29 protein-coding genes, 1 tRNA gene and 1 other RNA gene are annotated in these 23,306 nt (G+C 68.3%); 13 read left to right on the top strand and 18 right to left on the bottom strand.

The window, feature by feature from the left end; translation table 11 throughout:
- The first annotated feature begins 30 nt into the window (after nt 1-30).
- Entirely contained in the window at nt 31-597 is a 567-nt protein-coding gene (locus tag SK224_RS07305; RefSeq protein WP_320434079.1) for a TetR/AcrR family transcriptional regulator, read from the top strand.
- A gap of 15 nt (nt 598-612) precedes the next feature.
- Here SK224_RS07305 and SK224_RS07300 read toward each other — a convergent pair whose 3' ends face one another.
- From SK224_RS07300 to SK224_RS07285, 4 genes are all read right to left on the bottom strand, one after another.
- Entirely contained in the window at nt 613-879 is a 267-nt protein-coding gene (locus tag SK224_RS07300) for a hypothetical protein (protein ID WP_320434078.1), read from the bottom strand.
- Nucleotides 880-1,014: 135 nt separating this feature from the next.
- A complete protein-coding gene (locus SK224_RS07295; RefSeq protein WP_320434077.1) occupies nt 1,015-1,605 on the bottom strand; it encodes a hypothetical protein in 591 nt (196 codons plus the stop codon).
- Nucleotides 1,606-1,642: 37 nt separating this feature from the next.
- Nucleotides 1,643-2,050, bottom strand: coding sequence for a DUF1622 domain-containing protein (locus SK224_RS07290; RefSeq protein WP_320434076.1), 408 nt, complete (start codon nt 2,048-2,050; stop codon nt 1,643-1,645).
- A 70-nt stretch (nt 2,051-2,120) separates the two neighbouring features.
- A tRNA-Lys gene (locus SK224_RS07285) sits at nt 2,121-2,193 on the bottom strand.
- Nucleotides 2,194-2,297: 104 nt separating this feature from the next.
- Here SK224_RS07285 and SK224_RS07280 point away from each other — a divergent pair.
- The 4 genes from SK224_RS07280 (at nt 2,298) to SK224_RS07265 (ending at nt 5,145) form a co-directional block, all read left to right on the top strand.
- Nucleotides 2,298-3,131 carry an inositol monophosphatase family protein gene (locus tag SK224_RS07280; RefSeq protein ID WP_320434075.1) on the top strand — a complete coding sequence of 278 codons (834 nt, stop codon included), beginning with the start codon at nt 2,298-2,300 and terminating at the stop codon, nt 3,129-3,131.
- On the top strand, nt 3,128-3,697 hold the full coding sequence (locus SK224_RS07275; RefSeq protein WP_320434074.1) for a hypothetical protein: 570 nt from the start codon (nt 3,128-3,130) through the stop codon (nt 3,695-3,697). The genes SK224_RS07280 and SK224_RS07275 overlap by 4 nt, the downstream gene beginning before the upstream one ends.
- An 89-nt stretch (nt 3,698-3,786) precedes the next feature.
- On the top strand, nt 3,787-4,233 hold the full coding sequence (locus SK224_RS07270) for a Cpe/LpqF family protein (protein ID WP_320434073.1): 447 nt from the start codon (nt 3,787-3,789) through the stop codon (nt 4,231-4,233).
- Between the two features lie 66 nt (nt 4,234-4,299).
- Nucleotides 4,300-5,145 (top strand): serine hydrolase, encoded by an 846-nt coding sequence (locus SK224_RS07265; RefSeq protein WP_320434072.1) that lies wholly within the window; start codon nt 4,300-4,302, stop codon nt 5,143-5,145.
- On the opposite strand, the gene SK224_RS07260 is transcribed toward SK224_RS07265, so the two are convergent.
- From SK224_RS07260 to SK224_RS07240, 5 genes are all read right to left on the bottom strand, one after another.
- A complete protein-coding gene (locus tag SK224_RS07260) occupies nt 5,136-5,396 on the bottom strand; it encodes a hypothetical protein (RefSeq protein ID WP_320434071.1) in 261 nt (86 codons plus the stop codon). The two genes, SK224_RS07265 and SK224_RS07260, sit on opposite strands and share 10 nt — an antisense overlap.
- Nucleotides 5,397-5,455: 59 nt before the next feature.
- A complete protein-coding gene (locus SK224_RS07255; protein ID WP_320434070.1) occupies nt 5,456-5,764 on the bottom strand; it encodes a hypothetical protein in 309 nt (102 codons plus the stop codon).
- A 143-nt stretch (nt 5,765-5,907) separates the two neighbouring features.
- Nucleotides 5,908-6,789 carry an SDR family oxidoreductase gene (locus tag SK224_RS07250; RefSeq protein WP_320434069.1) on the bottom strand — a complete coding sequence of 294 codons (882 nt, stop codon included), beginning with the start codon at nt 6,787-6,789 and terminating at the stop codon, nt 5,908-5,910.
- Nucleotides 6,790-6,973: 184 nt separating this feature from the next.
- The gene (locus tag SK224_RS07245) at nt 6,974-7,324 is read right to left on the bottom strand and encodes a hypothetical protein (RefSeq protein ID WP_320434068.1); all 351 of its coding nucleotides are present in this window, start codon (nt 7,322-7,324) and stop codon (nt 6,974-6,976) included.
- A 26-nt stretch (nt 7,325-7,350) separates the two neighbouring features.
- Nucleotides 7,351-7,518, bottom strand: a complete 168-nt coding sequence (locus SK224_RS07240; RefSeq protein ID WP_320434067.1) for a hypothetical protein — start codon at nt 7,516-7,518, stop codon at nt 7,351-7,353.
- A 205-nt stretch (nt 7,519-7,723) separates the two neighbouring features.
- Between SK224_RS07240 and SK224_RS07235 the strand changes: the two genes are divergently transcribed.
- A complete protein-coding gene (locus SK224_RS07235; RefSeq protein ID WP_320434066.1) occupies nt 7,724-8,167 on the top strand; it encodes a helix-turn-helix domain-containing protein in 444 nt (147 codons plus the stop codon).
- 1 nt (nt 8,168) lies between these two features.
- Here SK224_RS07235 and SK224_RS07230 read toward each other — a convergent pair whose 3' ends face one another.
- Both SK224_RS07230 and SK224_RS07225 read right to left on the bottom strand, forming a co-directional pair.
- Nucleotides 8,169-8,513: a hypothetical protein gene (locus SK224_RS07230; RefSeq protein ID WP_320434065.1), complete on the bottom strand. Its 345-nt coding sequence runs from the start codon at nt 8,511-8,513 to the stop codon at nt 8,169-8,171.
- 145 nt (nt 8,514-8,658) lie between these two features.
- Entirely contained in the window at nt 8,659-8,862 is a 204-nt protein-coding gene (locus SK224_RS07225) for a cold-shock protein (RefSeq protein ID WP_137417306.1), read from the bottom strand.
- Between the two features lie 544 nt (nt 8,863-9,406).
- Here SK224_RS07225 and SK224_RS07220 point away from each other — a divergent pair.
- The gene (locus SK224_RS07220) at nt 9,407-10,612 is read left to right on the top strand and encodes a fatty acid desaturase family protein (RefSeq protein ID WP_413816765.1); all 1,206 of its coding nucleotides are present in this window, start codon (nt 9,407-9,409) and stop codon (nt 10,610-10,612) included.
- A 27-nt stretch (nt 10,613-10,639) separates the two neighbouring features.
- On the opposite strand, the gene SK224_RS07215 is transcribed toward SK224_RS07220, so the two are convergent.
- Both SK224_RS07215 and ssrA read right to left on the bottom strand, forming a co-directional pair.
- Nucleotides 10,640-11,602, bottom strand: coding sequence for an LLM class flavin-dependent oxidoreductase (locus SK224_RS07215; protein ID WP_320434064.1), 963 nt, complete (start codon nt 11,600-11,602; stop codon nt 10,640-10,642).
- 177 nt (nt 11,603-11,779) lie between these two features.
- Nucleotides 11,780-12,149, bottom strand: a transfer-messenger RNA (tmRNA) gene (gene ssrA, locus SK224_RS07210).
- A gap of 148 nt (nt 12,150-12,297) precedes the next feature.
- Between ssrA and SK224_RS07205 the strand changes: the two genes are divergently transcribed.
- Both SK224_RS07205 and SK224_RS07200 read left to right on the top strand, forming a co-directional pair.
- On the top strand, nt 12,298-13,113 hold the full coding sequence (locus tag SK224_RS07205; protein ID WP_320434063.1) for a siderophore-interacting protein: 816 nt from the start codon (nt 12,298-12,300) through the stop codon (nt 13,111-13,113).
- A gap of 20 nt (nt 13,114-13,133) precedes the next feature.
- A complete protein-coding gene (locus tag SK224_RS07200) occupies nt 13,134-13,781 on the top strand; it encodes an SIMPL domain-containing protein (protein WP_320434062.1) in 648 nt (215 codons plus the stop codon).
- 98 nt (nt 13,782-13,879) lie between these two features.
- On the opposite strand, the gene smpB is transcribed toward SK224_RS07200, so the two are convergent.
- The 4 genes from smpB to prfB form a co-directional block, all read right to left on the bottom strand.
- Nucleotides 13,880-14,356: an SsrA-binding protein SmpB gene (gene smpB, locus SK224_RS07195; protein WP_243227580.1), complete on the bottom strand. Its 477-nt coding sequence runs from the start codon at nt 14,354-14,356 to the stop codon at nt 13,880-13,882.
- 69 nt (nt 14,357-14,425) lie between these two features.
- Entirely contained in the window at nt 14,426-15,340 is a 915-nt protein-coding gene (gene ftsX / locus SK224_RS07190; protein WP_309736526.1) for a permease-like cell division protein FtsX, read from the bottom strand.
- A complete protein-coding gene (gene ftsE / locus SK224_RS07185; protein WP_320434061.1) occupies nt 15,337-16,356 on the bottom strand; it encodes a cell division ATP-binding protein FtsE in 1,020 nt (339 codons plus the stop codon). The genes ftsX and ftsE overlap by 4 nt, the downstream gene beginning before the upstream one ends.
- A gap of 60 nt (nt 16,357-16,416) precedes the next feature.
- On the bottom strand, nt 16,417-17,526 hold the full coding sequence (prfB, locus tag SK224_RS07180; protein ID WP_234075202.1) for a peptide chain release factor 2: 1,110 nt from the start codon (nt 17,524-17,526) through the stop codon (nt 16,417-16,419).
- A gap of 20 nt (nt 17,527-17,546) precedes the next feature.
- Between prfB and SK224_RS07175 the strand changes: the two genes are divergently transcribed.
- The 3 genes from SK224_RS07175 (at nt 17,547) to SK224_RS07165 (ending at nt 20,983) form a co-directional block, all read left to right on the top strand.
- Nucleotides 17,547-18,818, top strand: coding sequence for an MFS transporter (locus tag SK224_RS07175; RefSeq protein WP_320434060.1), 1,272 nt, complete (start codon nt 17,547-17,549; stop codon nt 18,816-18,818).
- The gene (locus tag SK224_RS07170) at nt 18,818-20,059 is read left to right on the top strand and encodes an FAD-binding protein (RefSeq protein WP_320434059.1); all 1,242 of its coding nucleotides are present in this window, start codon (nt 18,818-18,820) and stop codon (nt 20,057-20,059) included. Before SK224_RS07175 ends, SK224_RS07170 begins: the two co-directional genes overlap by 1 nt.
- Before the next feature lie 99 nt (nt 20,060-20,158).
- Nucleotides 20,159-20,983, top strand: coding sequence for a formate/nitrite transporter family protein (locus SK224_RS07165; protein WP_320434058.1), 825 nt, complete (start codon nt 20,159-20,161; stop codon nt 20,981-20,983).
- Nucleotides 20,984-20,996: 13 nt separating this feature from the next.
- Here SK224_RS07165 and SK224_RS07160 read toward each other — a convergent pair whose 3' ends face one another.
- Nucleotides 20,997-21,587, bottom strand: a complete 591-nt coding sequence (locus tag SK224_RS07160) for a helix-turn-helix transcriptional regulator (RefSeq protein ID WP_320434057.1) — start codon at nt 21,585-21,587, stop codon at nt 20,997-20,999.
- Nucleotides 21,588-21,615: 28 nt separating this feature from the next.
- On the opposite strand from SK224_RS07160, the gene SK224_RS07155 reads away from it, so the two are divergent.
- On the top strand, nt 21,616-23,145 hold the full coding sequence (locus SK224_RS07155) for a bifunctional NAD(P)/FAD-dependent oxidoreductase/class I SAM-dependent methyltransferase (RefSeq protein ID WP_320434056.1): 1,530 nt from the start codon (nt 21,616-21,618) through the stop codon (nt 23,143-23,145).
- The last annotated feature ends 161 nt before the right edge of the window (nt 23,146-23,306 follow it).

The raw sequence follows: 23,306 nt of genomic DNA, 5'->3' as shown, positions 1-23,306 counted from the left end.
AGCGGGCTGGTGCTCTGCCAAGATGGCGGGATGGATCCCCGCGTGGCACGCACGAGAGCGAGTCTGCAGAGCGCACTGCTCGCGCTCGCTCGCGACCGTCCGCTCGATGCCATCACGGTGGCCGACGTCGCTGCCGAGGCCGGAGTGAACCGCAGCAGCTTCTACCAGCACTACGCCGACAAGGATCAGCTCCTCGCCGACGCGTTGGAAGCGGCCGTCGACGACGTCTCGAGCCGCATCATCCGCTCGGCCGACCCGCGGGACATCAGCGCGCCGCCCGCCGAGCTCACGACCTACCTGCAGCACATCGCCGACAACGCTGACCTCTATCGGCTCGTGCTCGGCGAGCACGGCTCGCTCGCCGTCGCGGCGCAGCTGCGCACCCGCGTCCAGGGCATCGTGGGCGATGCGGTGCGCCAGGAAGCACCGCCCGTGTTCGACGGCCTGCCCGTCGACGTCGTCGCGGCGAGCGTGACCGGGAGCGCCCTCGGCGTCATCACCGCCTGGCTCGCGCGCGACCCGCTTCCCTCGATCGAGACGGCGACGCAGTGGCTCTGGCAGGCCCTGTTCGGCCCCCTCGACCGCCCCTCGGCCTGAACGCCGACGAGCGAGTCAACGACGCACGCGAACGACTCCGTCGCGAACACGGACGATCCGAGCACCGAACTTCTCGCCGACTTCGCGGTCGAGAACGAGCCACGCGCGCTTCACGCTGCGGCCCAGGATGATCCCGGCGATCAGCAGGCTCAGCATGACGCAGAAGATCCCCCCGAGGACCACGATGTAGGCGGGTGTTCGCCACAACTGCGGCCAGAAGAGCACCAGGCACAGCACGATCGCGAGATTCAGCAGGGGCGGCAACAGAAGGAGCGCGTTCACCCGTCCGCTTCTCCCCGCGATTCTGAGGAGGTCGGGGTGTGTCGTGGCGAGGTGGTTCGTCACCTCGGTATCGAGTCGGGGGTCAGGCATGTGTCGTGGGCTGGTCATCCGAGCTCGCTCCTCCTGCCTGATCCCTCAGCCGTGGATGACGACGTACAGGTCCGGGTCGTCCTGTTGGGCGAGCCAGTCGTTCACGACGGCGGTCATCTCCTCGCGCGAGCGCGAAACTCCGTCCGGAGCGGGGCCGGCCCCGTTGACCATCCAGAACGTCGTCGGCGCCTCCGCCTCGGCAGTCTCGTACGCGGTCATCTTCAAGATGAGGATGGGGCGTTTACCCGTGCCCCACGACGCATCCGCGATGACCTTCTCGCGGGCGCGCAACGAAGCCGACGTCGCCGCCGCCTGCGCGTCACTGCCCCATTCCTCGGAGAACGCGACGGCCTTCGCGTCGATGTCCGCCTGTACCGCCGCGGGCAACGGCTCTCCCCTGTCCACGACGATGAAGCTGCCGTCGGCCATGGGATACGCGCGCTGGGTGCCGCGCGTGCCGATCTCCTGCGCGGTCGTCGCATCGACGACGGCCCCCACCACCAACGTCGGATCGGCAGAAGCCGTCGAGGTCAGGGAAGGCGTTGCCGTGGTGCTCGAGGCGGGCGCCGTACAGGCCGTCAGGCCGAACGCGGCCACGAGTACCGCCGCAGCGGCGACGGGAGAGAACAAACGCATGACCCGACACTATCGACCGAGCGCCACCCCTCCGACGTCATCGGGATGACGCGCGCCGGTCGCGCGCGACGGCCTCCCCGATCAGTTGACCGCCGCTCGTCAACAACGCCCGCCGCCACGGAAGCACCCCGTCGATCTCGATCTGGATCGACATCGACAGCACCGTTCGGATGAGCACGATCAGGCCGAGGATGAGCGCATCCTCCAAAGAGGGCTTGGACGTGATCGTGCGGATGAGATCGGCGGCGACGAGCACCTCCAGGCCGAGGAGGATCGCGGACCCGAGCGTCGTCCGCAGCACCATGAACGCCGCCCGTCCGCCCTCCCGGCGTGCGACGGCGCGCGCCGCGAGGATGACGGCGATCACCGCTCCCGCGACCATCGCCGTCGCTCCGACGACTTCGAAACCCACGGCGACCGCGGTGAAAACCGGCTCGAGCTGCACGGCGCCAGCCTATCGCCGCCCCCAAAAGCAGAAAGCCCCGGCAGATGGCGAGATCTGTCGAGGCAATCCGTGCACCCCCAGGGACTTGAACCCTGAACCCACTGATTAAGAGTCAGTTGCTCTGCCGATTGAGCTAGAGGTGCGTGATCCGGAGCGAGAAACTCACTTTCCGAACCGAGGGACAACGCTAGCACCCGGCGAAGCGGAGCGCCAATCGAGCCGGTGTCGGCCCGCTAGGCTGACGGTCATGTCCCCCACTTCGTCCTCCGGCGCGCTCGCGGGCAGCTTCTCCGACGACCTCGCGCTCGCCCTCAGAATGGCGGATGCGGCGGACGCCGTCGCCATGTCGCGCTTCGACGCCGCCGATCTCAGCATCGAGGTCAAGCCTGACGCGTCCTACGTGACCGAGGCGGATATCGCGACCGAGAAGGCGATTCGCGACATCCTCTCCGCGGAACGGCCGGACGACGCAGTCCTGGGCGAGGAGTTCGGATCGGCCGGAGACAGCGCACGCCAGTGGATCATCGACCCGATCGACGGCACCCACAACTATCTGAAGGGCATCCCGATCTGGGCGACGCTCATCGCGCTCGCCGTCGACGGCGTGCCCCGCGTCGGCGTCGTGAGCCAGCCCTCGATCGGACGCCGGTGGTGGGCGGCCGAGGGTGAGGGCGCCTGGACGAACGGTGGCGCCCAGCCGCGCCGGCTCGCCGTGTCGAACGTCGACACCCTCGATCGCTCGAGCGTGAGCTTCCAGAGCATCGCGCAGTGGGATGACGCAGGTCATCTGGACGACGTCATCCGACTCTCGCGCACCGTCTGGCGCGACCGCGGGTACGGAGACGCCTGGCCCTACATGCTCCTCGCCGAGGGGCGGCTCGAGATGGTCGCCGAGTTCGACGTCAAGGAGTACGACATCGCCGCCCTCGGACCGATCATCTCCGAAGCCGGCGGGCGGATGACCGCCTTCGACGGCACCGACTCGCTCTCCACGCGGTCAGTGCTGGCCACCAATGGCGCGCTCCATCAGACCTTCCTCGACTTCTTCACCCCTGCTACCGTCTCGGAGGCCTCGGCATGACGCGCCGCATCCGCTCCTCGCTCGGCGCCGCCCTGCTCCTCACCGGTGCCCTCTCGCTCGCCGCCTGCGCGGGCCAGGCCGCTCCGGAGCCCGCTGCATCCACTCCCGCGTCTGCGCCCGACGCCGCCACGCCCACGCCGGTCGCCACCAGCGAGCCCACACCCGGGACGATCGACGCAGCCACGTGCGAATCGCTCCTCCCGGACGACGTGATCGCGGACTTCGCGAAGGCGAAATGGACCGCGAAGGAAGACGTGTTCCGCGTCGGCAGCCTGACCTTCCCCGAAGGCATTCAGTGCGTCTGGGGCGACTACTCGGTCGCCAGCGATCACGTGCAGGTGTTCGGCTGGGCGCCCGTGAGCGACACCGAAGCCCAGACGGCCCGGAGCGAACTGCTCGCAGGCGGCTGGACGAGCATCGGCGACGAGTACATCACCGAGAACAAGGCGAACGTGCTCAACCCGGACTCGGACGGCTACGGCATGACCTATCAATTCGGCGACGGCTGGATGACGCTCGCCGACACCAAGCAGGGCCTGCTGCTGATCGAGCGTCCCGGCTCCTGACGAGCGCTCGAGAACTCCCCCGCCAGGCGGAGGCGCCCGAGCCGCACCGTGCATAGCGTGGATGGGATCCCCCACGAAAGGACCCCGCCATGCCCCGCCGGCTGAGCCCGCACTCGTCCCTCGCCCTCGTCACCGCCGCGACGCTCGCCCTGACGGCGTGCGCGCCCGCCGCCGACGCACCCGACGCGCCGGTTACGGCACCCTCATCCGTGGAGATCGCCGATACCCCCGTGGGAGAGAAGACGTCGTGGATCATCGACGTCCTCGGCGCCGCGCAGGACACCACTGCCGCCGAGTGGGAGCCCCACCTCGACGCCGTCTTCACGGCAGAGGTGTCCGCGACCGAGGTCGCCGACCTGCTCAACACGCAGATCCGGCCCGCGGCACCCTTCACCGTCACGGCCTATCAGGGCGACGAACGTTCCGCCGTGACGACGATCCGAGGCACGGTCGGCGAACCCTTCGACATGACCGTCGCCATCAACGACGATGACAAGATCATCGCCTTCCTTCTCGGGCCGGCATCCGAGCCATGAAGAGCATCCTCCTCGCTCGACGAGGTCGCTGATCGCCTCGATCAACTGCCCGGGGAACTCGGGGTCTTGATCACCCGCGACGATGAGGAACTCATCGACAATCGAGCGGAGGATCCTGCCCCTCTCGGTTCCGTGTTCAAGCTGTTCGTGCTCCTAGCGACCGCCGAAGCAGTCCGCTCGTCGGAGCTCCGTTGGGACGAGACGCTCGTGCTCACCGACGCGGACCGGAGCCTGCCCTCCGGGCGCCTCCAGGATCAGCCCACCGGCACCGAGGTCTCCGTGCGCGATGCGGCCCAGGAGATGATCGCGATCAGCGACAACACCGCGACCGATCTGCTCATCCGGCGACTCGGGCGGGAGCGTGTCGAGACGGCCTTCGCGAGCGTCGGTGGCGAGGGAAATGCACCCTGGCTGACGACGAAGGACTTCTTCACTCTCGGCTGGGGCGACTCGGCACTGTCCGCTCAGTGGCATGACGCCGATGAGGTGGAGCGTCGACGCCTTCTGGACGGCATCGACGCCGCGCCGTTGTCGGTGGATGCGGCGACTGTCACTCACCCGGTCTGGATATATGGCGTCGACTGGTTCGCCACCCCCGCGACCGTGGCGGCGGTGCATCGGGCGCTGCTCGACACGGGCGACGAGACCGTGCGCGCCATCCTTTCGAAGAACCCGGGAATCGGCGCAGATCTCGACCGGACACTCCTGCCCTACCTGGGATTCAAGGGCGGTTCGGCACCGGGGGTTCTCGCTGCATCCTGGTCGGGTGAGACGGCGAAGGGCGAGCGTGTCACCGTGGTGATCCAGCTACGAGGCGACGACGCGGCGGCGATCGCCGGCGCGCAGCGCGAGGTGTTCAGCCTCGGTGCAGATGCGTTGCGTATCGCGGCCGAGGGTGGCGGTCAGCGATAGGGATTCGCTGTGTCGTCGCTCTGCGCAGCGTGGCCTGCGGCGAAGCCCTCGTCCCAGGCGTCGCCGCGTCCCTCCCGTTCGCGCGACAGGGCGTCGACCTCGAGGATCCGCTGCGCCAGACGCACCCAGTGTCCCCAGTTCGCTTCGGGGGCACCCTCACCTGTCCCCGTGAGCCGCCAACGCTCCGGAGCCTCGGCGGGCTCCAGCGTCAGCGCTCCGGTACCGAGAGGGCGGCGGCGCGGATCGGGCATGGCGAGCTCCTTCGGGTCTGCGACGTCGACATGCTCTCACGGCACTGGTCAGCGGGCATCTACGACGGAGTGTGTCCCGTCATCAGCTCCTGCACGTCGAGTCCGTCAGGGCTATTGGCCGCATCCATCAGCGCTTCGACCAGCTCCCGCCTGATCTGCACGGTACCGCGTCGAGAGGAGGTGAACGACAGCGGCACCGCCGGAGACATCCACAGGCTCCGCCGTCCGCCCGTACCATCCGCGGTGGGCACGGTCAGCATGAAGGCCTCGCCCCGACGGAGCTTGTTCATCGTGACGACACGCAGGTGCGCGATCAGATCGTCCTCAACCACGAAATACTCGTCGCGTCCGTACCAGAGTCGTCCCATACTGCTTCTGCGCTCCTGCCTGTCGGCCGCTCGGTCACGACCCTGATTCGATGATCGACCGCCTGGACGCACCGATGCCGGTCGTCGTCCGCGATGCGTATGCAAGGGTCCGCAGACGAACGACCGGCAGGGGTTGTCCAGGATCAGAGGGGCTTGCCACCTGTGACCGGCAGGACGGCGGCGCTGACGTAGCGCGCCGCATCCGAGGCGAGGTACACGTACGCTCCCGCGAGTTCGGCCGGTTGCCCGGCGCGACCCAGCGGCGTATCCGTGCCGAAGGTCTCGATCCGCTCCTCGTCCCAGCCGGTACCGGGGATCAGCGGCGTCCACACCGGTCCCGGCGCGACGGCGTTGACCCGGATGCCGCGCGGCCCGAGCTCCTCAGCGAGAGCCTTCACGAAGGCGACCTGCGCCGCCTTCGTCATGGCGTAGTCGATCAGCGACGGCGAGGGCGAGAACGCCTGCACCGAACTCGTGACGATGATCGAAGCACCCTCCTGCAGATGGGGCACCGCAGCGCGCGCACCGGCGATCATGCCGACCAGATTGGTGTCGAAGACCCGGTTCACGTCATCCAGCGGGATGGCGTCGATGCTCTGGCGATCGCGCTGGTAGCCAGCGTTGAGCACCAGCAGGTCGAGACCTCCCAGCTGCTCGTACGCCTGCTCGACCATCTGCGTGGCGGCGTCCGTATCGCGGATGTCTGCGGCGAGGGCGACGCCGCGTTTTCCGGCCTCCTCGATCCATCGCACCGTCTCGGCGGCGTCGTCGGCTTCCTCCGGGAGATGGCCGATCGCGACGTCGGCGCCCTCACGGGCGAAGGCGATCGCCACCGCTCGCCCGATTCCGGAGTCGCCGCCGGTGATGAGCGCGCGTCGGCCAGTTAGCCGGCCGGATCCGCGGTAGCTCTGCTCGCCGTGGTCCGGTTGCGGATGCATCGGCGCGGTCTTGCCGGGTTGCGACTGCTCCTGCCCGGGGAAACCCTCGGCTCCTTCACCCTCGCGCGGGTCGGCGGTCGTGTTCATGATCGTCCTCTCGTCGTGGTCGGATACCTGACGGCCATGCTGCGCGCGATAAACCCCCACACCGAGGGCCTTGACATCGGACGGAGGCCGGGTCCGACGGTCGCGGGTTCGTGAGCGGCCACGGGGCGAGAGAAACGAAGCCCCGAACCGCAGAGAGCGGTTCGGGGCTTCGTGAGATGTCGGATCAGGCGACGGAGGCGAGCTTTCGCTCGGCGGTGCTCTTCGAGATGCCGAAATCGTCCTTCGTCAAGTCGACGTGCATGCCGGCACTCGACGCGGCCTGGTCGGCCAGGGTACGAAGCGTCGCCGGGTCCAGCTGTTCCGGTTCGACGGAGTCGAAGACGAATCGCATCGGAATGGAGGGCTGTAGCCAGAGCGTGGAGCGTCCCGCGGGCTCCCCAGGTGCGTGCACCCAGGAGAGAGTGAACGACTCGCTGCGGCGCAGTTTGGTGGCCGCCACCACCTTGATGTGGCTCAACAGGCGGTCGGGAATGACGACGGCCTCCGTGTCAGCCCCGTAGTACAACTTTCCCATGGTGTCCCTTCCCCTGAGTCGGTATGTCAGATGAGCGCGAGAGCGCCGAGCGCAACGGATGCGGACGCGGCGACCACGCACGACGCGACCAGCGCGACCTGCGTCGCCGAACACAACCCCCCGCGCTGAAGCGGCACGTACGTCGAGCGTCGGCGCGCGGCGTCGGAAGCCCACGCGGGTGATGCAACAGTCATGTCTCCCCCAAGCCGAAATTCGCGACGACCCGGACTTTCGTCCGCTCCTCGGCGTCCATGTCGTTCTGGAGAAGACAGTAACAGTTAGTTCGCGATTTTAGCTACATAGATGAGATATCCCTCATTTTAGTTACATAGCTAAATAATCCTCGAAGCCTGGCTAAGCTGTGCAGCGGTACTACCCGACCGACGGAGGACTATGCGGATGCCCAGCGAAGCCGCTTCGACCTCGAGACTCTCGCGCGCCCTGACTGCGTACTCGGCTGCCCGCAACGACGCGCTCGTCGCCGCGCGCAAAGAGCTCCGCATCAGCGAAGTGGACGCGCGCGCACTTCTCTTCGTCGTCGACAATCCCGGCGTGCGCCCCTCCGCGCTCCGGGACTATCTCGGCATCACATCGGCTGGGGTCACGTCACTCGTCGATCGCCTCGTCGAGCGCGGACTTGCACGTCGAGAGTCGGATGCCGAGGACCGCCGCGGCAACCACATCACTGCGACAGTGGACCTCACGACCGAACCGTGGTCGGCCTTGACCGAATTCGACCGTCGATTCGAACGGGCGGTCGAGACGAACCTCGGCGCGCGATCTGACGAACTCGCCGCACTGCTGACCCGCCTCACCGAGGAGAGCGTCGCGCGGAGCGCGTGAGTCAGGTGGCGAGATTGGCCATGTAGGCCTTCGACTTCGTTTGAAGGAAGGTGCACAGGGCCGAAACCATGGCGAGTTCCATGGACAGACGGAAGGCGCCGGCCGCATCCAGCTGGAGGTCCGTGTCACGCGCCTCGAACGTCACGACCCATCTCGTCGAGCCGGGTTCGGCAGGCTGGATGTAGGTCACGGTCTGGGCATTCATCAGGCGCACACCCACCAGGCCGGTGTCACTACCGAACTCGCTGTCCTGCGGGATGACCTTCACCGTGCCGGCGATCGGGTATCCGAGCTCACGGAACTCACCGAGCCAGGACTCGAGCATCTCGAGGCTTCGAAACGGCATGGCAACTTCCTCCCGCGCATCCTCATGCACGTCGTGCGTCATCGGGCGGACCCCGAAGGTCATGCTCTCACGGATCCGAGCCCGCGGAGTGCAAGACGAAGGCCCCCGCGGCAGTGCTGCGGGGGCCTTCTGGGACGACGAATCGTCAGAGCGCGCGGATGTTCGCGGCCTGCATGCCCTTGGGGCCCTGCTCGGCGTCGAACTCGACCTTCTGGTCTTCGCGGAGCTCCTTGAAGCCGTTGCCAGCGATCGCGCTGAAGTGTGCGAAGAGATCGGCCGAGCCGTCATCGGGAGCGATGAAGCCGTAGCCCTTCTCGGAGTTGAACCATTTCACGGTGCCAGTGGCCATCGTGTCTTTCCTTCTGTTGTTTTGGCCGCCGGGGCGACCGGGTGTGCCGTTCCTATGTCTACGGAACGGACGATGTGGGACGCGGAACTTGTCCGCGTGTTCGCGAGCGTATGCGGAAAACGTCCGTGCCGCTACCACGGCGACGAAAGCATCTTCCTGCTCGGCGAAGACACCGACGCGCTCGCCGAGAGCGCTGTGCGCGATATGGGTGTCGTCGACCGACTCCACGAAGCCCGCGTACTCGCCGGCGATGGTCGCCACGAAAACGGCGTCGTCGGCCTGGCGCCACACAGGCGCCGTCGCGGTCTCAGGACCGGTGGGGATGGGGATAAACACAAGAACTTTCAGGACTCGCGGACACTGCACACGAGAAGGATCAGAGGCACCCGAGGTGCGGTTGCTTCGGTGGCGAACAATATCGCTCTTCAATGAGCTGACATCTGTTACTCACCTGCTGCCCCGGTTGCGGGGTTCTGTCTAGTCTAGCACCCACCTCGGTTGTGCGCATCGGCAGACGATGCACCGGCTACATACAGCTGGCGGCATGTGGGCACGGTTAGCGTGGGCCGCAGGCCTCGGCATTCGTCGAGGGCTCGCACCGGCGGCCGATGGCGGCCGGCTCACAGGACGGAAATCCCTCATCTCCGCCACGCTCGTCTCCCCCCACGCAACGCTCGGTCCGGTTCGCCAGACCTACGCCCGAAAAGAAGACTTCCCCCCGATCGCCCGCGCGTACAGCCAGGTTTCGGAGGTGGTGCGAGAGACCGGACTGCTGCGACGCGCCCCCTGGTTCTACGCCCTCGTCGGCGTCACGCTCGCCCTCGCTTTCGGTGGTGCCGTCACCGGCTTCGTTCTCCTCGGCGACAGCTGGTTCCAGTTACTGATCGCGGCGTCGCTCGGTGTGATCTTCACCCAGGTGGCCTTCCTCGGCCACGAAGCAGCGCACCGTCAGATCCTCGCAACGGGTCCCGCCAACGACAGGCTCGCCCGAGTTCTCATCGGCATCGTCGGCACCAGCTACTCGTGGTGGGACTCCAAGCACAGCCGTCACCACGCGAACCCCAACCGGGTGGGCAAGGACCCGGACATCGAGGTCGACACGATCTCGTTCCTCGACGAGGATGCGGCCTCGGCCCGTGGTCTGCGACGACTCATCACACGCAAGCAGGGGTGGTTCTTCTTCCCGCTGCTGACGCTCGAAGGCCTGAACCTGCACTTCCTGAGCGTGAAGCACCTGCTCTCGCGTGACCCCGTCAAGGGTCGCGGCACCGAGCTCGCCCTGATCGGCGCACGTTTCGCGGTCATCTTCGCTGCCGTCTTCCTCGTGCTGCCCGTAGGTATGGCGTTCGCCTTCCTGGGCGTCATGTTCGCCGTCTTCGGCGTGTACATGGGTGCGTCGTTCGCTCCGAACCACAAGGGCATGCCGGTCATCGCACCGGACGCAAAGCTCGACTTCTTCTCCAAGCAGGTGCGTACGTCACGCAACATCCGCGGCGGATGGTGGGCCACCGCCCTCATGGGCGGACTCAACTACCAGGTCGAACACCATCTCTTCCCGAGCATGGCGCGCCCTCACCTGGCGAAGACGCGCGAGATCGTGCGGGACTTCTGCAGCGCAAACGACGTGCCCTACACGGAGACCTCGCTCGTACGCTCGTACGCGATCGTCATCGAGTACCTCAACCGGGTCGGCCTCGCAGCCAGCGACCCGTTCGGCTGCCCCGTGACGGCCCAGTACCGACGGGTCTGAGCGCCGTCGAGGCGGCGCCGCTCCCCGTCAGCGACGCGCGGGAAGCGCTTCGGCGAGGGCGCGAATCGCCGCGCTCGGGTTCTGCCCCACCGGGATGAAGACGACCGTGGTCGCGCCGGCGTCGTGACGCCGTCGGATGCCGGCGCGCACCTCGTCGACCGTGCCCGACAGGGTCAGCTGCGCCACCCACTCCGCGGGTAGTGTCCGGGTGAAGGTGTCGACGGGAAGCTCCGCAGCGCGCTGCAAGAGTTCTTCCGCGTACGGCAGCGGCAGGAGGTGGGGGCGCCAGTCGCTCTCGGCCAGAACGCCCAGTGCCGGCCGCACGATCGCCTGCGCCGCATCCGTCGTATCGGCAACGACCGCCAGATCGTACGTGATCACGCGCGTCTCGACGTCGCCGATCCGTTCCAGGGCGTGAGCGATGTACTCGGGCGCGGCCGGTTCGGCGAGCACGACGCCGTCGGCGACCTCACCGACGGTCGCGAGCGACTTCGGTCCGCGCACGCCGAGCACGATCGGAGGAACGATATCCGGCGTCTCACTCAGACGCAGTCCTTCGACATCCACGTACGCGCCGCGCTCGGGCCCCTGAGCGCCCTCGAGGAGTGTACGAAGAGCGACGACGTACTCGCGGAGGAAGGTCAGCGGCTTCTGCGGCCACGCACCGACCGACGTCAGCCAGCCCGGCATGCCGTGACCGACCCCGACGACGAGGCGCCCCGGATGCAGCTGCGCGAGCGTCGCGATCTCCATCGCGGCGAAAGCGACGTTCCGCACGGCGGCAGGCAGGATGCCCACACCGACCGTCACTCGAGACGTCACCGCGAGTACCGACGCCGCCTGCGCGATCCCGCCGCGGTAGCCGAGGTCTTCGACGACCCAGATCTCGTCGAACCCCGATTCCTCGGCGTTCCGCGCGAAGTCCAGAACCTCCGCGACGGGCAGATCACGAGGCAGCATGATCCCGACGTTCTTCGTTGCTGACGGCATGAATCTCTCCAGTCAGACCGCCATCACCCCAGCGGCGCGGTCTTCTCCACCCTAGGACACCGCTCAGCCGAGCATTCCGAGCTCCTGGAAGCTCCGAGCCACTTCCTGCGCGCCGGCACAGACGCTGAGAGGCCGCCCCGAAGGACGGCCTCTCGCACTCGCATGAGCGACAACGGTTGGTGGAGATGGGGGGAATCGAACCCCCGTCCATCGCTGTGATACGGCGGCTTCTCCGGGCGCAGTCTGTGGAGACGTTCTGCTCGGCTCCGACTTTTAGCACAGACACATAAGTCGACGAGCCCAGTCTGGGAAGAGTCCCACGCACCGTCCAGACGCCGGTACGTAGCAAGATCCCTAGATGACGCCAGGGTCCGTGGCGGGATCACACACGGTCTGACGGACTATCGGGCTCGCTTAGGCAGCGAGGGCGAAGTCAGTGCGCTTGGATTCGGCACTTATTGGTGTACAGGGAGCGTTTACGAGATAACCCTGCATCCTCGGCCCGCTTCTCGGCGATTCGCAGGCGATGTCGAAACCGATCATCCCCGTGAATCCTTCGGTGGAAGGAACCATTGTCGCTCTGTGGAGTTGTCACCTCGCGGGACGAACCCGCGAGCATCACAGACTACAACGGATGCGGCTCGGTCGCCATTCCCGCGCACCGTCGAGCACAGTGCCGTGGCTAGCATCGAGGGATGACCGCTCCTCGCCGCCCTCCTCGCCCGCAGGTGACGCTGGAGGTGGTCCGCACCACGTCGCTGACCCCCGGGATGGTGCGCGTGACCCTCGGCGGAAGCGGCTTCGACTCCTTCATCGACCGCGACGAGACGGACAAGTACGTGAAGCTCCACATTCCCCCGGCAGGGAGCGACCTCACGCCGCCGTACGACCTGGCCGAGCTGCGCGCGCGCCTTCCGTTCGACGCCTTGCCGAGCGTGCGTACCTACACCGTGCGCAGCGTGGACCACGTAGCGCGCACACTCGACATCGACATCGTCACCCACGGCGACACGGGCGTCGCCGGCCGATGGGCGACGCAAGCACGCCCCGGCGACCTGCTCACCTTCGCGGGCCCGGGCGGCGGGTACCGACCCGATGTCACCGCCGACCACCGGCTGCTCGTCGGCGACGAGTCCGCGCTCCCCGCGATCGCTGCGACACTCGAGACTCTGCCCGAGGGGGTGCGCGCCACTGTCATCGCCGAGACCCGTTCGGCGGCCCACCGCATCGCCCTGCCCGCATCCGCAGACGTCATCTGGGTCGACGAAGCCCATGGTGCTCCCGGCTCGCGCCTCGTCGAGGCCGTGGCCGGCGCTGCGTGGCCAGCCGGTCGCGTCCAGGTCTTCGCGCACGGCGAACGGGAGGCGATGAAACAGCTGCGGGCCGTCTTCGCGGGGAGGGGCGTTGTGCGCGCCGACCTCTCACTGTCGGCCTATTGGGCGGCGGGCCGTAACGAGGACACTTTCCAGGCCGAGAAGCGACTCCCCGTCGGCCAGATCTTTCCCGCCTGAACCTCCGTAGGCTGTCCGGCATGAGCGAGGACGTCACGATCACGGTCCGCGGTTCCCACGAGGAGCGCATCTCCGCCGAGGAGGGCGTCGCCCGGATCACCGTGCGCGTCGAGCATCCCGACCGCGGCGAGGCGATGTCCCAGCTCGCGGCATCCGGTCAGCGGCTGCGCGATCAGCTCGACGCACAAGCGGACTCCGACGGACTCGTGTCGTGGATCAGTTCGCGCGCCCAGGTCTTCACCGATCGCCCGTGGGGACCCGACGGCATCCGCCTGGATCCCGTTCACCACGCTTCGCTCGAGTTCCGAGCCGTGTTCGACGATGTGGATGCCCTGTCCGTGTGGATCGACGCTGCCACTGCCGACGCCGCTGTCCAATTGGACGGCATCGACTGGCGGCTGCGAGAAGCGACCGCGCTGGATGCACGCGACCGGGTCGCCCGCGCAGCGGTGCAGGATGCGGTCGCTCGCGCGCGCTCCTACGCGGCGTCGCTCGGGCTGCACCATGTCACGGCCGTCGAGATCGCCGATGCGGGACTCCTGTCATCCAGCCCTGCCCCCGCCGGACCGATGACGATGAGGTCCGTGGCCGCGGACCCTGCCGTGGCGGTGCGTCCGGACGAAGTCGTCGTCGCGGTGGGGGTCGAGGCCCGGTTCAGCGCTCGCTGAGAGGATCTTCCGATGCTCCCGAGCGTCTGCGCACCTCGCGAGCGAACACGTCAGCGTTCACGCGATGGAGAGCCGACGCTGGAGCGGAGACACCGTGGTCATTCCCCGACGCGGTTGCGCAGGCGCATCGCCCGCTCCGCCTCGCGGGTGTCCTGTCGCTCACGCAGAGTCTGGCGCTTGTCGTACTCCCGCTTGCCCTTCGCGACACCGAGCTCGATCTTCGCGCGCCCATCGGAGAAGTACAGGCGCAGCGGTACGAGTGTGTAGCCCCCGGCCGACACAGCGTGCGAGAGCTTCACGATCTCGTCCTTGTGCAGGAGGAGCTTGCGCGTGCGCTTGGCGGCATGGTTGGTCCAGTGCCCCTGCGAGTACTCGGGGATGTGGACGGCGTCGAGGAACGCCTCTCCGCCCTGGATGTAGGCGTAGCCGTCGGTGAGGTTGGCGCGCCCCTGACGCAGCGACTTCACCTCAGTGCCGGTGAGCACGAGGCCGGCCTCGTACGTCTTCTCGACGGTGTAGTCATGGCGCGCGCGGCGGTTGGTCGCGACGACCTTCTCTCCGCGTTCCCTGGGCATGCTCTCTCCTTCGTGCGACCGCACGGCGCGCGGCAGCCCATCAGTCTAGCAAGCGCAGCGCCCCTGGTATCAGGCGCGCAACCACCGACGTATGGCGAATCCGGCCGACAGCGCGGCCAGCAGAACGCCGATCACGACGATGACCGGGATCACGAGGGCGAGATCGGAGTAGCCCACCCAGGTGGTGACGAATCCGACGCGTTCGCGCAGGTACCCGTTGATCCCGAACTCCACCGTCGCCCACACCCCGACGCTCGCGAGCGCCGAACCGATCAGAGCGGCGAACACGCCCTCGAGGATGAAGGGTGTCTGGATGAACCTGTTCGAGGCGCCCACGAGACGCATGATCCCGAGCTCTTTGCGTCTCGCGAACGCCGACAACCGGATGGTGGTCGCGATCAGCAGCACGGCGGCCACCAGCATGAGGCCGGCGATCCCGACCGCGATGTACGTGGCGATCGTGAGGGCCGAGAACAGCGGCTCGAGGTACTGCATCTGGTCCTTGACCTCTTCGACGCCCTTGCTGCCTCCGAACGCCTCCGCGATCACATCCGACTGCGATTGGTCGACGAGGTTGATCGAGAACGTCGCGTTGAACTGGTCGGGCGTGACGATGTTCTCGTACTCGGAGCCCAGCTGCTGGATCGCCTTCTCGTACACCTGCTCGTTGGTCTCGAAGGTGAACTCCTTGATGAGCGGCGACAGGGCGGGCCCGTTGAGCTCCGCGGTGACCTGGTCGATCTCGTCCTGGGTGGCGACGCCGTCCGAGCAGGTGCCGGCCGTGGAGACGCTGGTGCACATGTAGACGGCGACCTGGGCGCGATCCACCCAGAAGTCCTTCATCTTGCCGATCTGCATCTGCATGAGCACGGCCGCGCCCACGAAGGTCAGCGACACGAAGGTCACCAGCACGACGGAGATCACCATCGAGGCGTTCCGACGGAGACCGCTGAGGGCCTCCCCCATGATCAGTCCGAATCTCATCGCGTGGGTCCCACCTCGTCGTCGGACGTACCCAGACCGAGTCGGTCGGCGAGTCCCAGTTCTGCGGGCAGCTCGGTTTCGGGGCGCTTCGCACGCTCCTCCTCGGCCAGACGAGCCGCCAGTGCTTCTGCGGCCTTCGCCTCGGCCACCGCCGCCGCGTGCGCCGGTTCGGCGCGTGCGGCCTGCTCGGTGGCGGCGACGGCCGCATCCAATGTCAAGGGCGCGATCTGACCGGTCTCGGATATCTCGCGGTGCACGTCGAGCACGGCCGTGAGAGCGGCGACAGCCGCCGCGCCCTTCTCGACCTCCGGTGCGAGACGCGGGATGGCGGACGTGTCGCCGTACCCGCCGTGTCGCTCGTCGCGCACGATCTCGCCGCCCTTCAGTTCGATGACGCGGCGCTGCATCTGATCGACGAAGCCCGCCTCGTGCGTCGCCATGACGACCGTGGTGCCACCGGCGTTGATGCGCGCGAGCAGCTGCATGATGTCGACCGACGTCGCCGGGTCGAGGTTTCCGGTGGGCTCGTCGGCGAGGAGGATCTGCGGACGATTGACGAGCGCGCGCGCGATTGCGACGCGCTGCTGCTCACCACCGGACAGCTCGTGCGGCAGGCGCTTCTCCTTGCCGTCGAGACCGACGAGTGCGAGCGCCTCGGGCACCGCCTGCTGGATGAACCCACGGGAGGATCCGATCACCTGCAGCGTGAAGGCGACGTTCTGGAAGACGGTCTTGGTCGGCAGGAGCCGGAAGTCCTGGAAGACGGCGCCGATCTGACGGCGGAAGTAGGGGACCTTGCGGTTGGGCACCGAGCGCAGGTCGCGACCGAGCACGATGACACGGCCCTCGCTGGGCGAGTCCTCGCGCAGGATGAGGCGCAGACAGGACGACTTGCCGGAGCCGGACGCCCCCACAAGAAAGACGAACTCTCCGCGTTGCACCTCGAAGTCCACGCTCTGCAGCGCAGGTCGGGAGGTGCCGCGATACCGCTTGGTGACGTTCTCGAACCGGATCATGGCTGTGACAGCCTAAGCGCGCTTCTTACGGATGTCGGGCGCGACACCCGGCGCGCCGGATCAGTCCTCGTCTTTGCGCTTACGCCAGCGGATGCCGGCCGCGATGAAGCCGTCGAGGTCGCCGTCGAACACGGTGGCGGGGTTGCCCACCTCGTGCCCCGTGCGCAGATCCTTCACCAGCTGCTGGCCGTAGAGGAAGTAGGAGCGCATCTGATCGCCCCAGCTCGCGGTGATGGTGCCGGCGAGCTCCTTCTTCTTCGCGGCCTCCTCTTCGCGCTGCAGCAGCATGAGGCGCGTCTGCAGCACCCGCATGGCGGCGGCGCGGTTCTGGATCTGGGACTTCTCGTTCTGCATCGAGACGACGATGCCGGTGGGGATGTGCGTGATGCGCACCGCCGAGTCGGTCGTGTTGACCGACTGGCCCCCCGGGCCCGAGGAGCGGAAGACGTCGACGCGGATGTCGTTCTCGGGGACCTCGACCTCCTGCGCCTCCTCCATGACGGGGATGACCTCGACGGCGGCGAAGCTCGTCTGCCGCTTGTCGGCGGAGCCGAACGGGCTGATGCGGGCGAGGCGATGGGTGCCGGCCTCGACGGAGAGGGTTCCGTAGGCGTAGGGGGCGTCGACCTCGAAGGTCGCGGACTTGATGCCCGCGCCCTCGGCGTAGGAGGTGTCCATGACCTTCACGGGGTACTTGTGACGCTCGGCCCAGCGCAGATACATGCGCATGAGCATCTCGGCGAAGTCGGTGGCGTCGTCGCCGCCCGCGCCGGAGCGGATGGTGACGACCGCCGACCGTGAGTCGTATTCACCGTCGAGGAGGGTCTGCACCTCGAGCTGGCCGACGACGTCCTCGAGCTCGGCGATCTCGCGACGCGCCTCCTCGGCGGAGTCCTCGTCGTCCATCTCGTTGGCGAGCTCGACGAGCACGTCGAGGTCGTCGAGACGCTGCTCGACCTCGGTGACGCGCTTGAGTTCGGCCTGACGGTGGCTGAGGGCGCTGGTGACCTTCTGCGCCTTCTCGACGTCATCCCAGAGGTCGGGGGCGCCGGCCTCCTCGGAGAGCCGATCGATCTCTGCCCGGAGGGCGTCGACGTCGACGACGGCTTTGATGTCGCTGAAGGTGGAGCGGAGGGCCTGGATGTCGGCTGACGGATCGAATTCGAGCATGGCACCCCAGAGTATCGTGGATGCACGTGTCCGACCGCGTCAGCTCTCTGCTCTGGCGGTTCGCGCCGATGATCTACGGCCCCACGATCCTCTTCGCCCTCGGCGAAGGGGCCGTGATCCCCCTCATCCCGATCCTCGCGGCGGAGCGCGGAGCGGATGTCGCGGAGGCCGCATTCATCGCCTCCTTCCTCGTCGTGGGGCAGCTCTGTGGCAACATCCCGGCGGGCTGGTCGGTGGCACGGCTCGGCGAACGCCTCACGATGGCGATCGGCGGTGTCCTCGCGATCGCCGGTTCCGTGACGATGCTGCTGTCACCGAACACGGCCATCCTCGCCGTCGCCGTGTTCGTGATCGGGTTCTGCGCGGCCGCGTTCGGTCTCGCCCGCCATTCGTTCATGACGACGCGCGTTCCTATCGCGTTCCGGGCGCGCGCACTCTCGCTGCTCGGCGGCTCGTTCCGCTTCGGCACGTTCGTCGGCCCCTTCATCGCGGCCGGCCTCCTGGTCGCCGTCGGCGACGAGCTCTCGGCGGTGTGGTTCTTCATCGTCTGCCTCGTGGCCACCGTCCTGCTGGTGCTGCTGGGGCCCGACCCCGAGAAGACCTCCGAGGCCCCCGACCGGTCGCCCGCACCCGAGGACGACAGCGGCGAGCCCGTCACCGGGTCGATCCCGGTCGACGAGCGGGCGGGCGTGTTCCGCACGATGTGGCAGCACCGGCGGGTGCTCTCTCGCCTCGGCGTCGCCGCAGCATCCCTGTCGGCCGTCCGGTCGGCGCGTCAGGTCGTGCTGCCGTTGTGGGGCCTCTCCCTGGGTCTCGACGCCCCCACCATCGCCCTCGTCGTCGGCATCTCCGGAGCGATCGACTTCGCACTCTTCTATGCGAGCGGCCAGGTCATGGATCGCTTCGGCCGGCTCTGGGCGGCCCTTCCCGCCATGATCCTCATGGGCACCGGCTTCCTCGCACTGTCGCTCACGCACGATCTCAGCTCGGCGAACATGTGGTTCGCGATGTTCGCCGCCGTGCTCGGCGTCGGAAACGGACTCTCCAGCGGCATTCTGCTGACCCTCGGCGCTGACGTCGCGCCGAAGAACGAGCCTGCAGCGTTCCTCGGCTCATGGCGCACCCTCACGGATGCGGGCGGTGCCGTCGCCCCGCTTCTGCTCACCGCCCTGACAGCCCTCGCGTCGCTGTCGGTGGCGACCGGCGCGATGGGCGTGGTGGGATTGCTGGGCGCGGCGGCGTTCATCCGGTGGGTGCCCCGCTTCGTGCCGCGACGACGCGAGGAGAGCTGATGACACTGCAGAACTGGGCCGGGAATCTGACCTACCAGGGCACGCTCGTTGCGCCGACCACCCGCGAGGAGGCGGCTCGCACCGTGCGGGATGCGGATGCGGTGCGCGCGCTCGGCACCCGGCACTCCTTCTCGGCGATCGCCGACACCCCCGGCATCCTGCTGTCCACGGCGGCCCTGCCGGCGCGGGTCCAGATCGATCCGGCGGCCCGCATCGCGCGGGTGTCCGGCGGTCTGCGCTACGGCGACATCGCCGAGCGTCTGCAGGCCGAGGGCTGGGCGCTCGCAAACCTCGCGTCCCTGCCGCACATCTCGGTCGCCGGGGCGATCGCGACCGGAACGCACGGGTCGGGCGACCGCAACCGGTCGCTCGCGGGCTCCGTCGCGGGCGTGGAGCTGCTTCTCGCCGACGGCACCATCCGGTGGTTCCGGCGCGGCGACCCCGAGTTCTCGGGCGTCGTGGTGTCGCTGGGAGCGCTCGGCGTCGTGCTGGACGTCGAGCTCGACATCGAGCCGACCTATGACATCGCTCAGACCGTCTACGAGCGCGTGCCGTGGGATGCGGCGCTGGAGGACCTGTCGGCGGTGACCTCGCTCGGTCACAGCGTGAGCCTGTTCAGCACCTGGTCGGATCCCGACGTCGCCGATCAGCTCTGGCTCAAGGCATGCGTGGGAGAGGCTCCCGCACCCGCTTCCGTGCTGGGGGCTGCGCCCGCATCCGAACCCCGTCATCCGCTGCCGGGTGTCTCCGCCGAGAACTGCACCGTGCAGGGAGGGGTCGCGGGTCGATGGCTCGAGCGCCTGCCGCACTTCCGTCTCGGCTTCACGCCATCGCAGGGCGACGAGCTGCAGAGCGAGTACTTCGTCGACCGCCGTGACGCCCCTGCCGCCATCAGGGCGCTGCGCGAGCTGTCACCACGGTTCGTCCCGCTGCTCCTCGTGAACGAAGTGCGCACCATCGCCGCCGACGACCTGTGGCTCAGCGGCGCCTACGGTCGCGACTCGGTCGGACTGCACTTCACCTGGCGGCGCGATGAAGAGGCCGTACGCGCCGTGCTCCCCCGCATCGAAGATGCTCTGGCCCCGTACGCCGCCCGACCGCACTGGGGCAAGGTGTTCACGATGGCAGCCGCCGACATCCGCGCACGTCATCCGCGCTTCGACGACGCGATCGCGCTGCGCGAACGGCTGGATCCGGGCGGGACCTTCCGCAACGCGTTCCTCGCCGCGCTCGGGCTCTGATCCGGTTTATGCACGGCTGACCGGGCGCGGCGCGCGCCCGCATCCGGAGGACGATCGACGCAGGAGGCGGACGCGCCCACCACTCGCGTCCGATCGGACATGCTGACTATCGAACGCGCGCTCGTCGACGTGCAGGCACCGGCGGCGGAGCACAAGGTGCACGGCCTGCGGCATCCCGGACGCTTTCTCGCGTCGGGGATGATGGCCGGTGCGTACATCGGGGTCGGCGTGGTGCTGATGGTCAGCGCCGCCGGGCCGCTGACGGCGGCCGGCAGCGGATGGGGCAAGTTCGTCAGCGGGCTCGTGTTCGGCGTGGCGCTGACGCTGGTCGTGTTCGCGGGCGGCGAGCTCGTGACCTCGTCGATGATGACGCTCGCCCAGGGCACGTACCTGCGTGCGATACGTCCGGGACCGGCGGTCGGTGCGCTGTTCGCCACCTTCGGCGCCAACCTGGCCGGCTCGATCGTGTTCGGTGTGCTCGTGGCGACCTCGGGTGTGCTGCACAGCAACGCCGCGGCCGGCACGATGCTCGCGGACATGCTGGCAGCGAAGGCGCACGAGGGACCGGTGGAGCTCATCGTCCGCGGCGCGCTGTGCAATCTGCTCGTCTGCCTGGCGATCTGGATGTGCGCCCGGCTCAGCTCCGACGGCGCGAAGCTGGCCGTGATCTTCTGCGCCATCCTCGCCTTCATCACCTCGGGTTTCGAGCACGTCGTCGCGAACATGACCACCTACACGATCGGCCTCGCCACCGGCGTACCGGATGCCACCTGGGGACACTTCGGCACGAACCTGCTGTGGGTCGGACTCGGCAACCTGTTCGGCGGCGCCGTGCTCGTGGGTCTCGTGTACTGGTTCATCGGCGGATCCCCCCGGCTCACCGAAGCCGCCGTGCCTCAGGAATCCGCGCTCAGCGAGCACTGAATGCGCGGCCGGGTCATACGGACTCGGAGTGTGTGTGGATGCGGTCGCCGTCGCCGTGGAAGATGCTGATCACCTGTACCGGCTTGCCGCGCGCAGCGGACATCGCGTGCGGGGTGCGGGTATCGAACTCGGCCGCTTCGCCACGCACGAGCACGAGGTCCTGCTCCCCCAGACGCAGTCGTAACCGCCCGGAGAGCACGTAGAACCAGGCGAACCCGTCGTGCACCCGCTGCTCGGGCTCCGCACCCGGGAGATAGGTGATCTTGAACGCGTTCGTCGGCGACCCCTCCGGGGCCAGCGGGAGGACGAGGTGGCCTTCGCGGTGGATGAGGGTGCGCCGCACCCGGGGATCCTGGTCACGCGGCTGCAGGAGGTCGTCGATGCGGATCCCGAGCTCTCGCACCAGCGGCAGCAACAGCTCGAGGCTCGCCTGACGCTTGCCCGACTCGAGCCGTGAGAGCGTGCTCGAGGAGAGGCCCGCGCGCGCCGCGAGGTCGTCGAGCGTCCAGCCCTTGGTACGACGGACGGTGCGCAGCCGCATCCCGAGTTCGTCGAGCTCGGCACGAATCGAGGGGCTTGCTGTTTCTGCAAGATCGCTTGCCATAGTTGCAGAGTAGCCGTGTGATGGGCTCATGCAGAACTCTACGGACGTCCTCGTCGTCGGCGCCGGCCCCGCCGGTCTCTCCGCGGCCCTCATGCTCGTGCGCGCTCGTCGCGCCGTCACGGTCGTCGACGCCGGGTCGGGCCGCAACCGCTTCGCCGAGCACATGCACGGGGTGCTCGGCCACGAGGGTCTGGCGCCGGGCGAGCTGCGCTCCCGCGGCCGTGCCGAGGTCGAGGGGTACGGCGGTCGTTTCGTCGACGGAAGGGTGTCGCACCTCGACGCCGACGACGACGGCGTCACCGTCACGCTCATCGACGGCGCCACGCACCGCGCTCGCGCGCTCATCCTCGCCACCGGACTGAGCGACGAGCTCCCCGACATCCCCGGTCTCGCCGAACGGTGGGGCCGGACGGTGCTCCACTGCCCCTACTGCCACGGCTGGGAGGTGCGCGGCGAGACCATCGGCGTGCTGACGACCTCGCCGCTCGGTGCACACCAGGCGCAGCTGCTCACGCAGTGGAGCGATGACGTGGTGGTCTTCACCGCGGGCCTCGGCGAGCTCGATCCCGGGCTCCGCCACCGGCTGCTCGCACGCGGAGTGCGGCTGGTGAGCTCGCCGGTCGTCGAGGTGCTCGGTGACGGCGACCGGATCGACGCGGTGCGCACCGCTGATGGGCGCGAGGTCGCCGTGTCGGCGATCTTCACCGCGGGTCGCCCCGTTCCGCTAGACGGCTTCCTCGACTCTCTCGACCTCGTGCGCGCGGAGGGTCCGATGGGCGCGATGATCCAGGTCGACCGTCTCGGGCGCACGAGTCACCCGCGCATCTGGGCCGCCGGCAACGTCGTCGACCCGAGCGCCAACGTGCCGCTGTCCATGGGGACCGCATCCTTCGTGGGGGCGGGCGTGAACGCCGTGCTCGTCGAGGAGGATCTCGACCGCCTGGCGGCACCCGCCGTGTACTGGGAAGGCCGGTACGCGGGAGACGAGCGGATGTGGTCGGGCCGCGTCAATCACACGGTCGCCGATGTGGCGGCATCCCTGTCGCCGGGCACGGCGCTCGATCTGGGCTGCGGCGAGGGAGGCGACGCCCTGTGGCTCGCGGAGCAGGGCTGGAAGGTCACGGGAGCGGACATCAGCGAGACGGCCATCGCTCGGGCCACCGCGGCGGCGGCGAGCGCCGACCTCGGCGAGCGCGCGCGCTTCGTGCGAGCGGAGCTTCCGGACGGGATGCCGGAGGGCTCCTTCGATCTTGTGACCGCGTCGTTCCTGCACTCCCCCGTGACGCTGGACCGCATCGACGTCTTGCGCGCCGCCGCGTCCCGGGTCGCGGCGGGCGGACACCTGCTCGTGGTGTCGCACGCGTCCGTCCCGCCGTGGTCGCACGCCGATGCGCAGCACGCCGACTTACCCGACCTGCACGAAGAGCTCGCCGCACTGGCCCTGGACGCTTCCGCGTGGCAGACCGTCGTCGCCGAAACCCGCCCGCGCCCCGTCACAACCCCCGACGGCACCGCGTCCACGATCGACGACGGCGTTCTCCTCCTTCGGCGGCTGTGACCCCCGCGGCCGGCCCTCCTTCCCCTCACCTCCCCCTTCCCCGCGAGACTGCATTTTCGTCACGAGATCACGGGTAAACACAGTGATCTCGTGCTCGAAATGCAGTCTCGCGGCCAGGGCGGTGGGTTGAATGAGCGGCCGCGGGCGTGGACGAGGTGCGC

The organism is Microbacterium sp. BG28, assembly GCF_034044005.1.
Taxonomy (GTDB): domain Bacteria; phylum Actinomycetota; class Actinomycetes; order Actinomycetales; family Microbacteriaceae; genus Microbacterium.
This window is presented reverse-complemented; position numbering and strand designations above follow the sequence as displayed.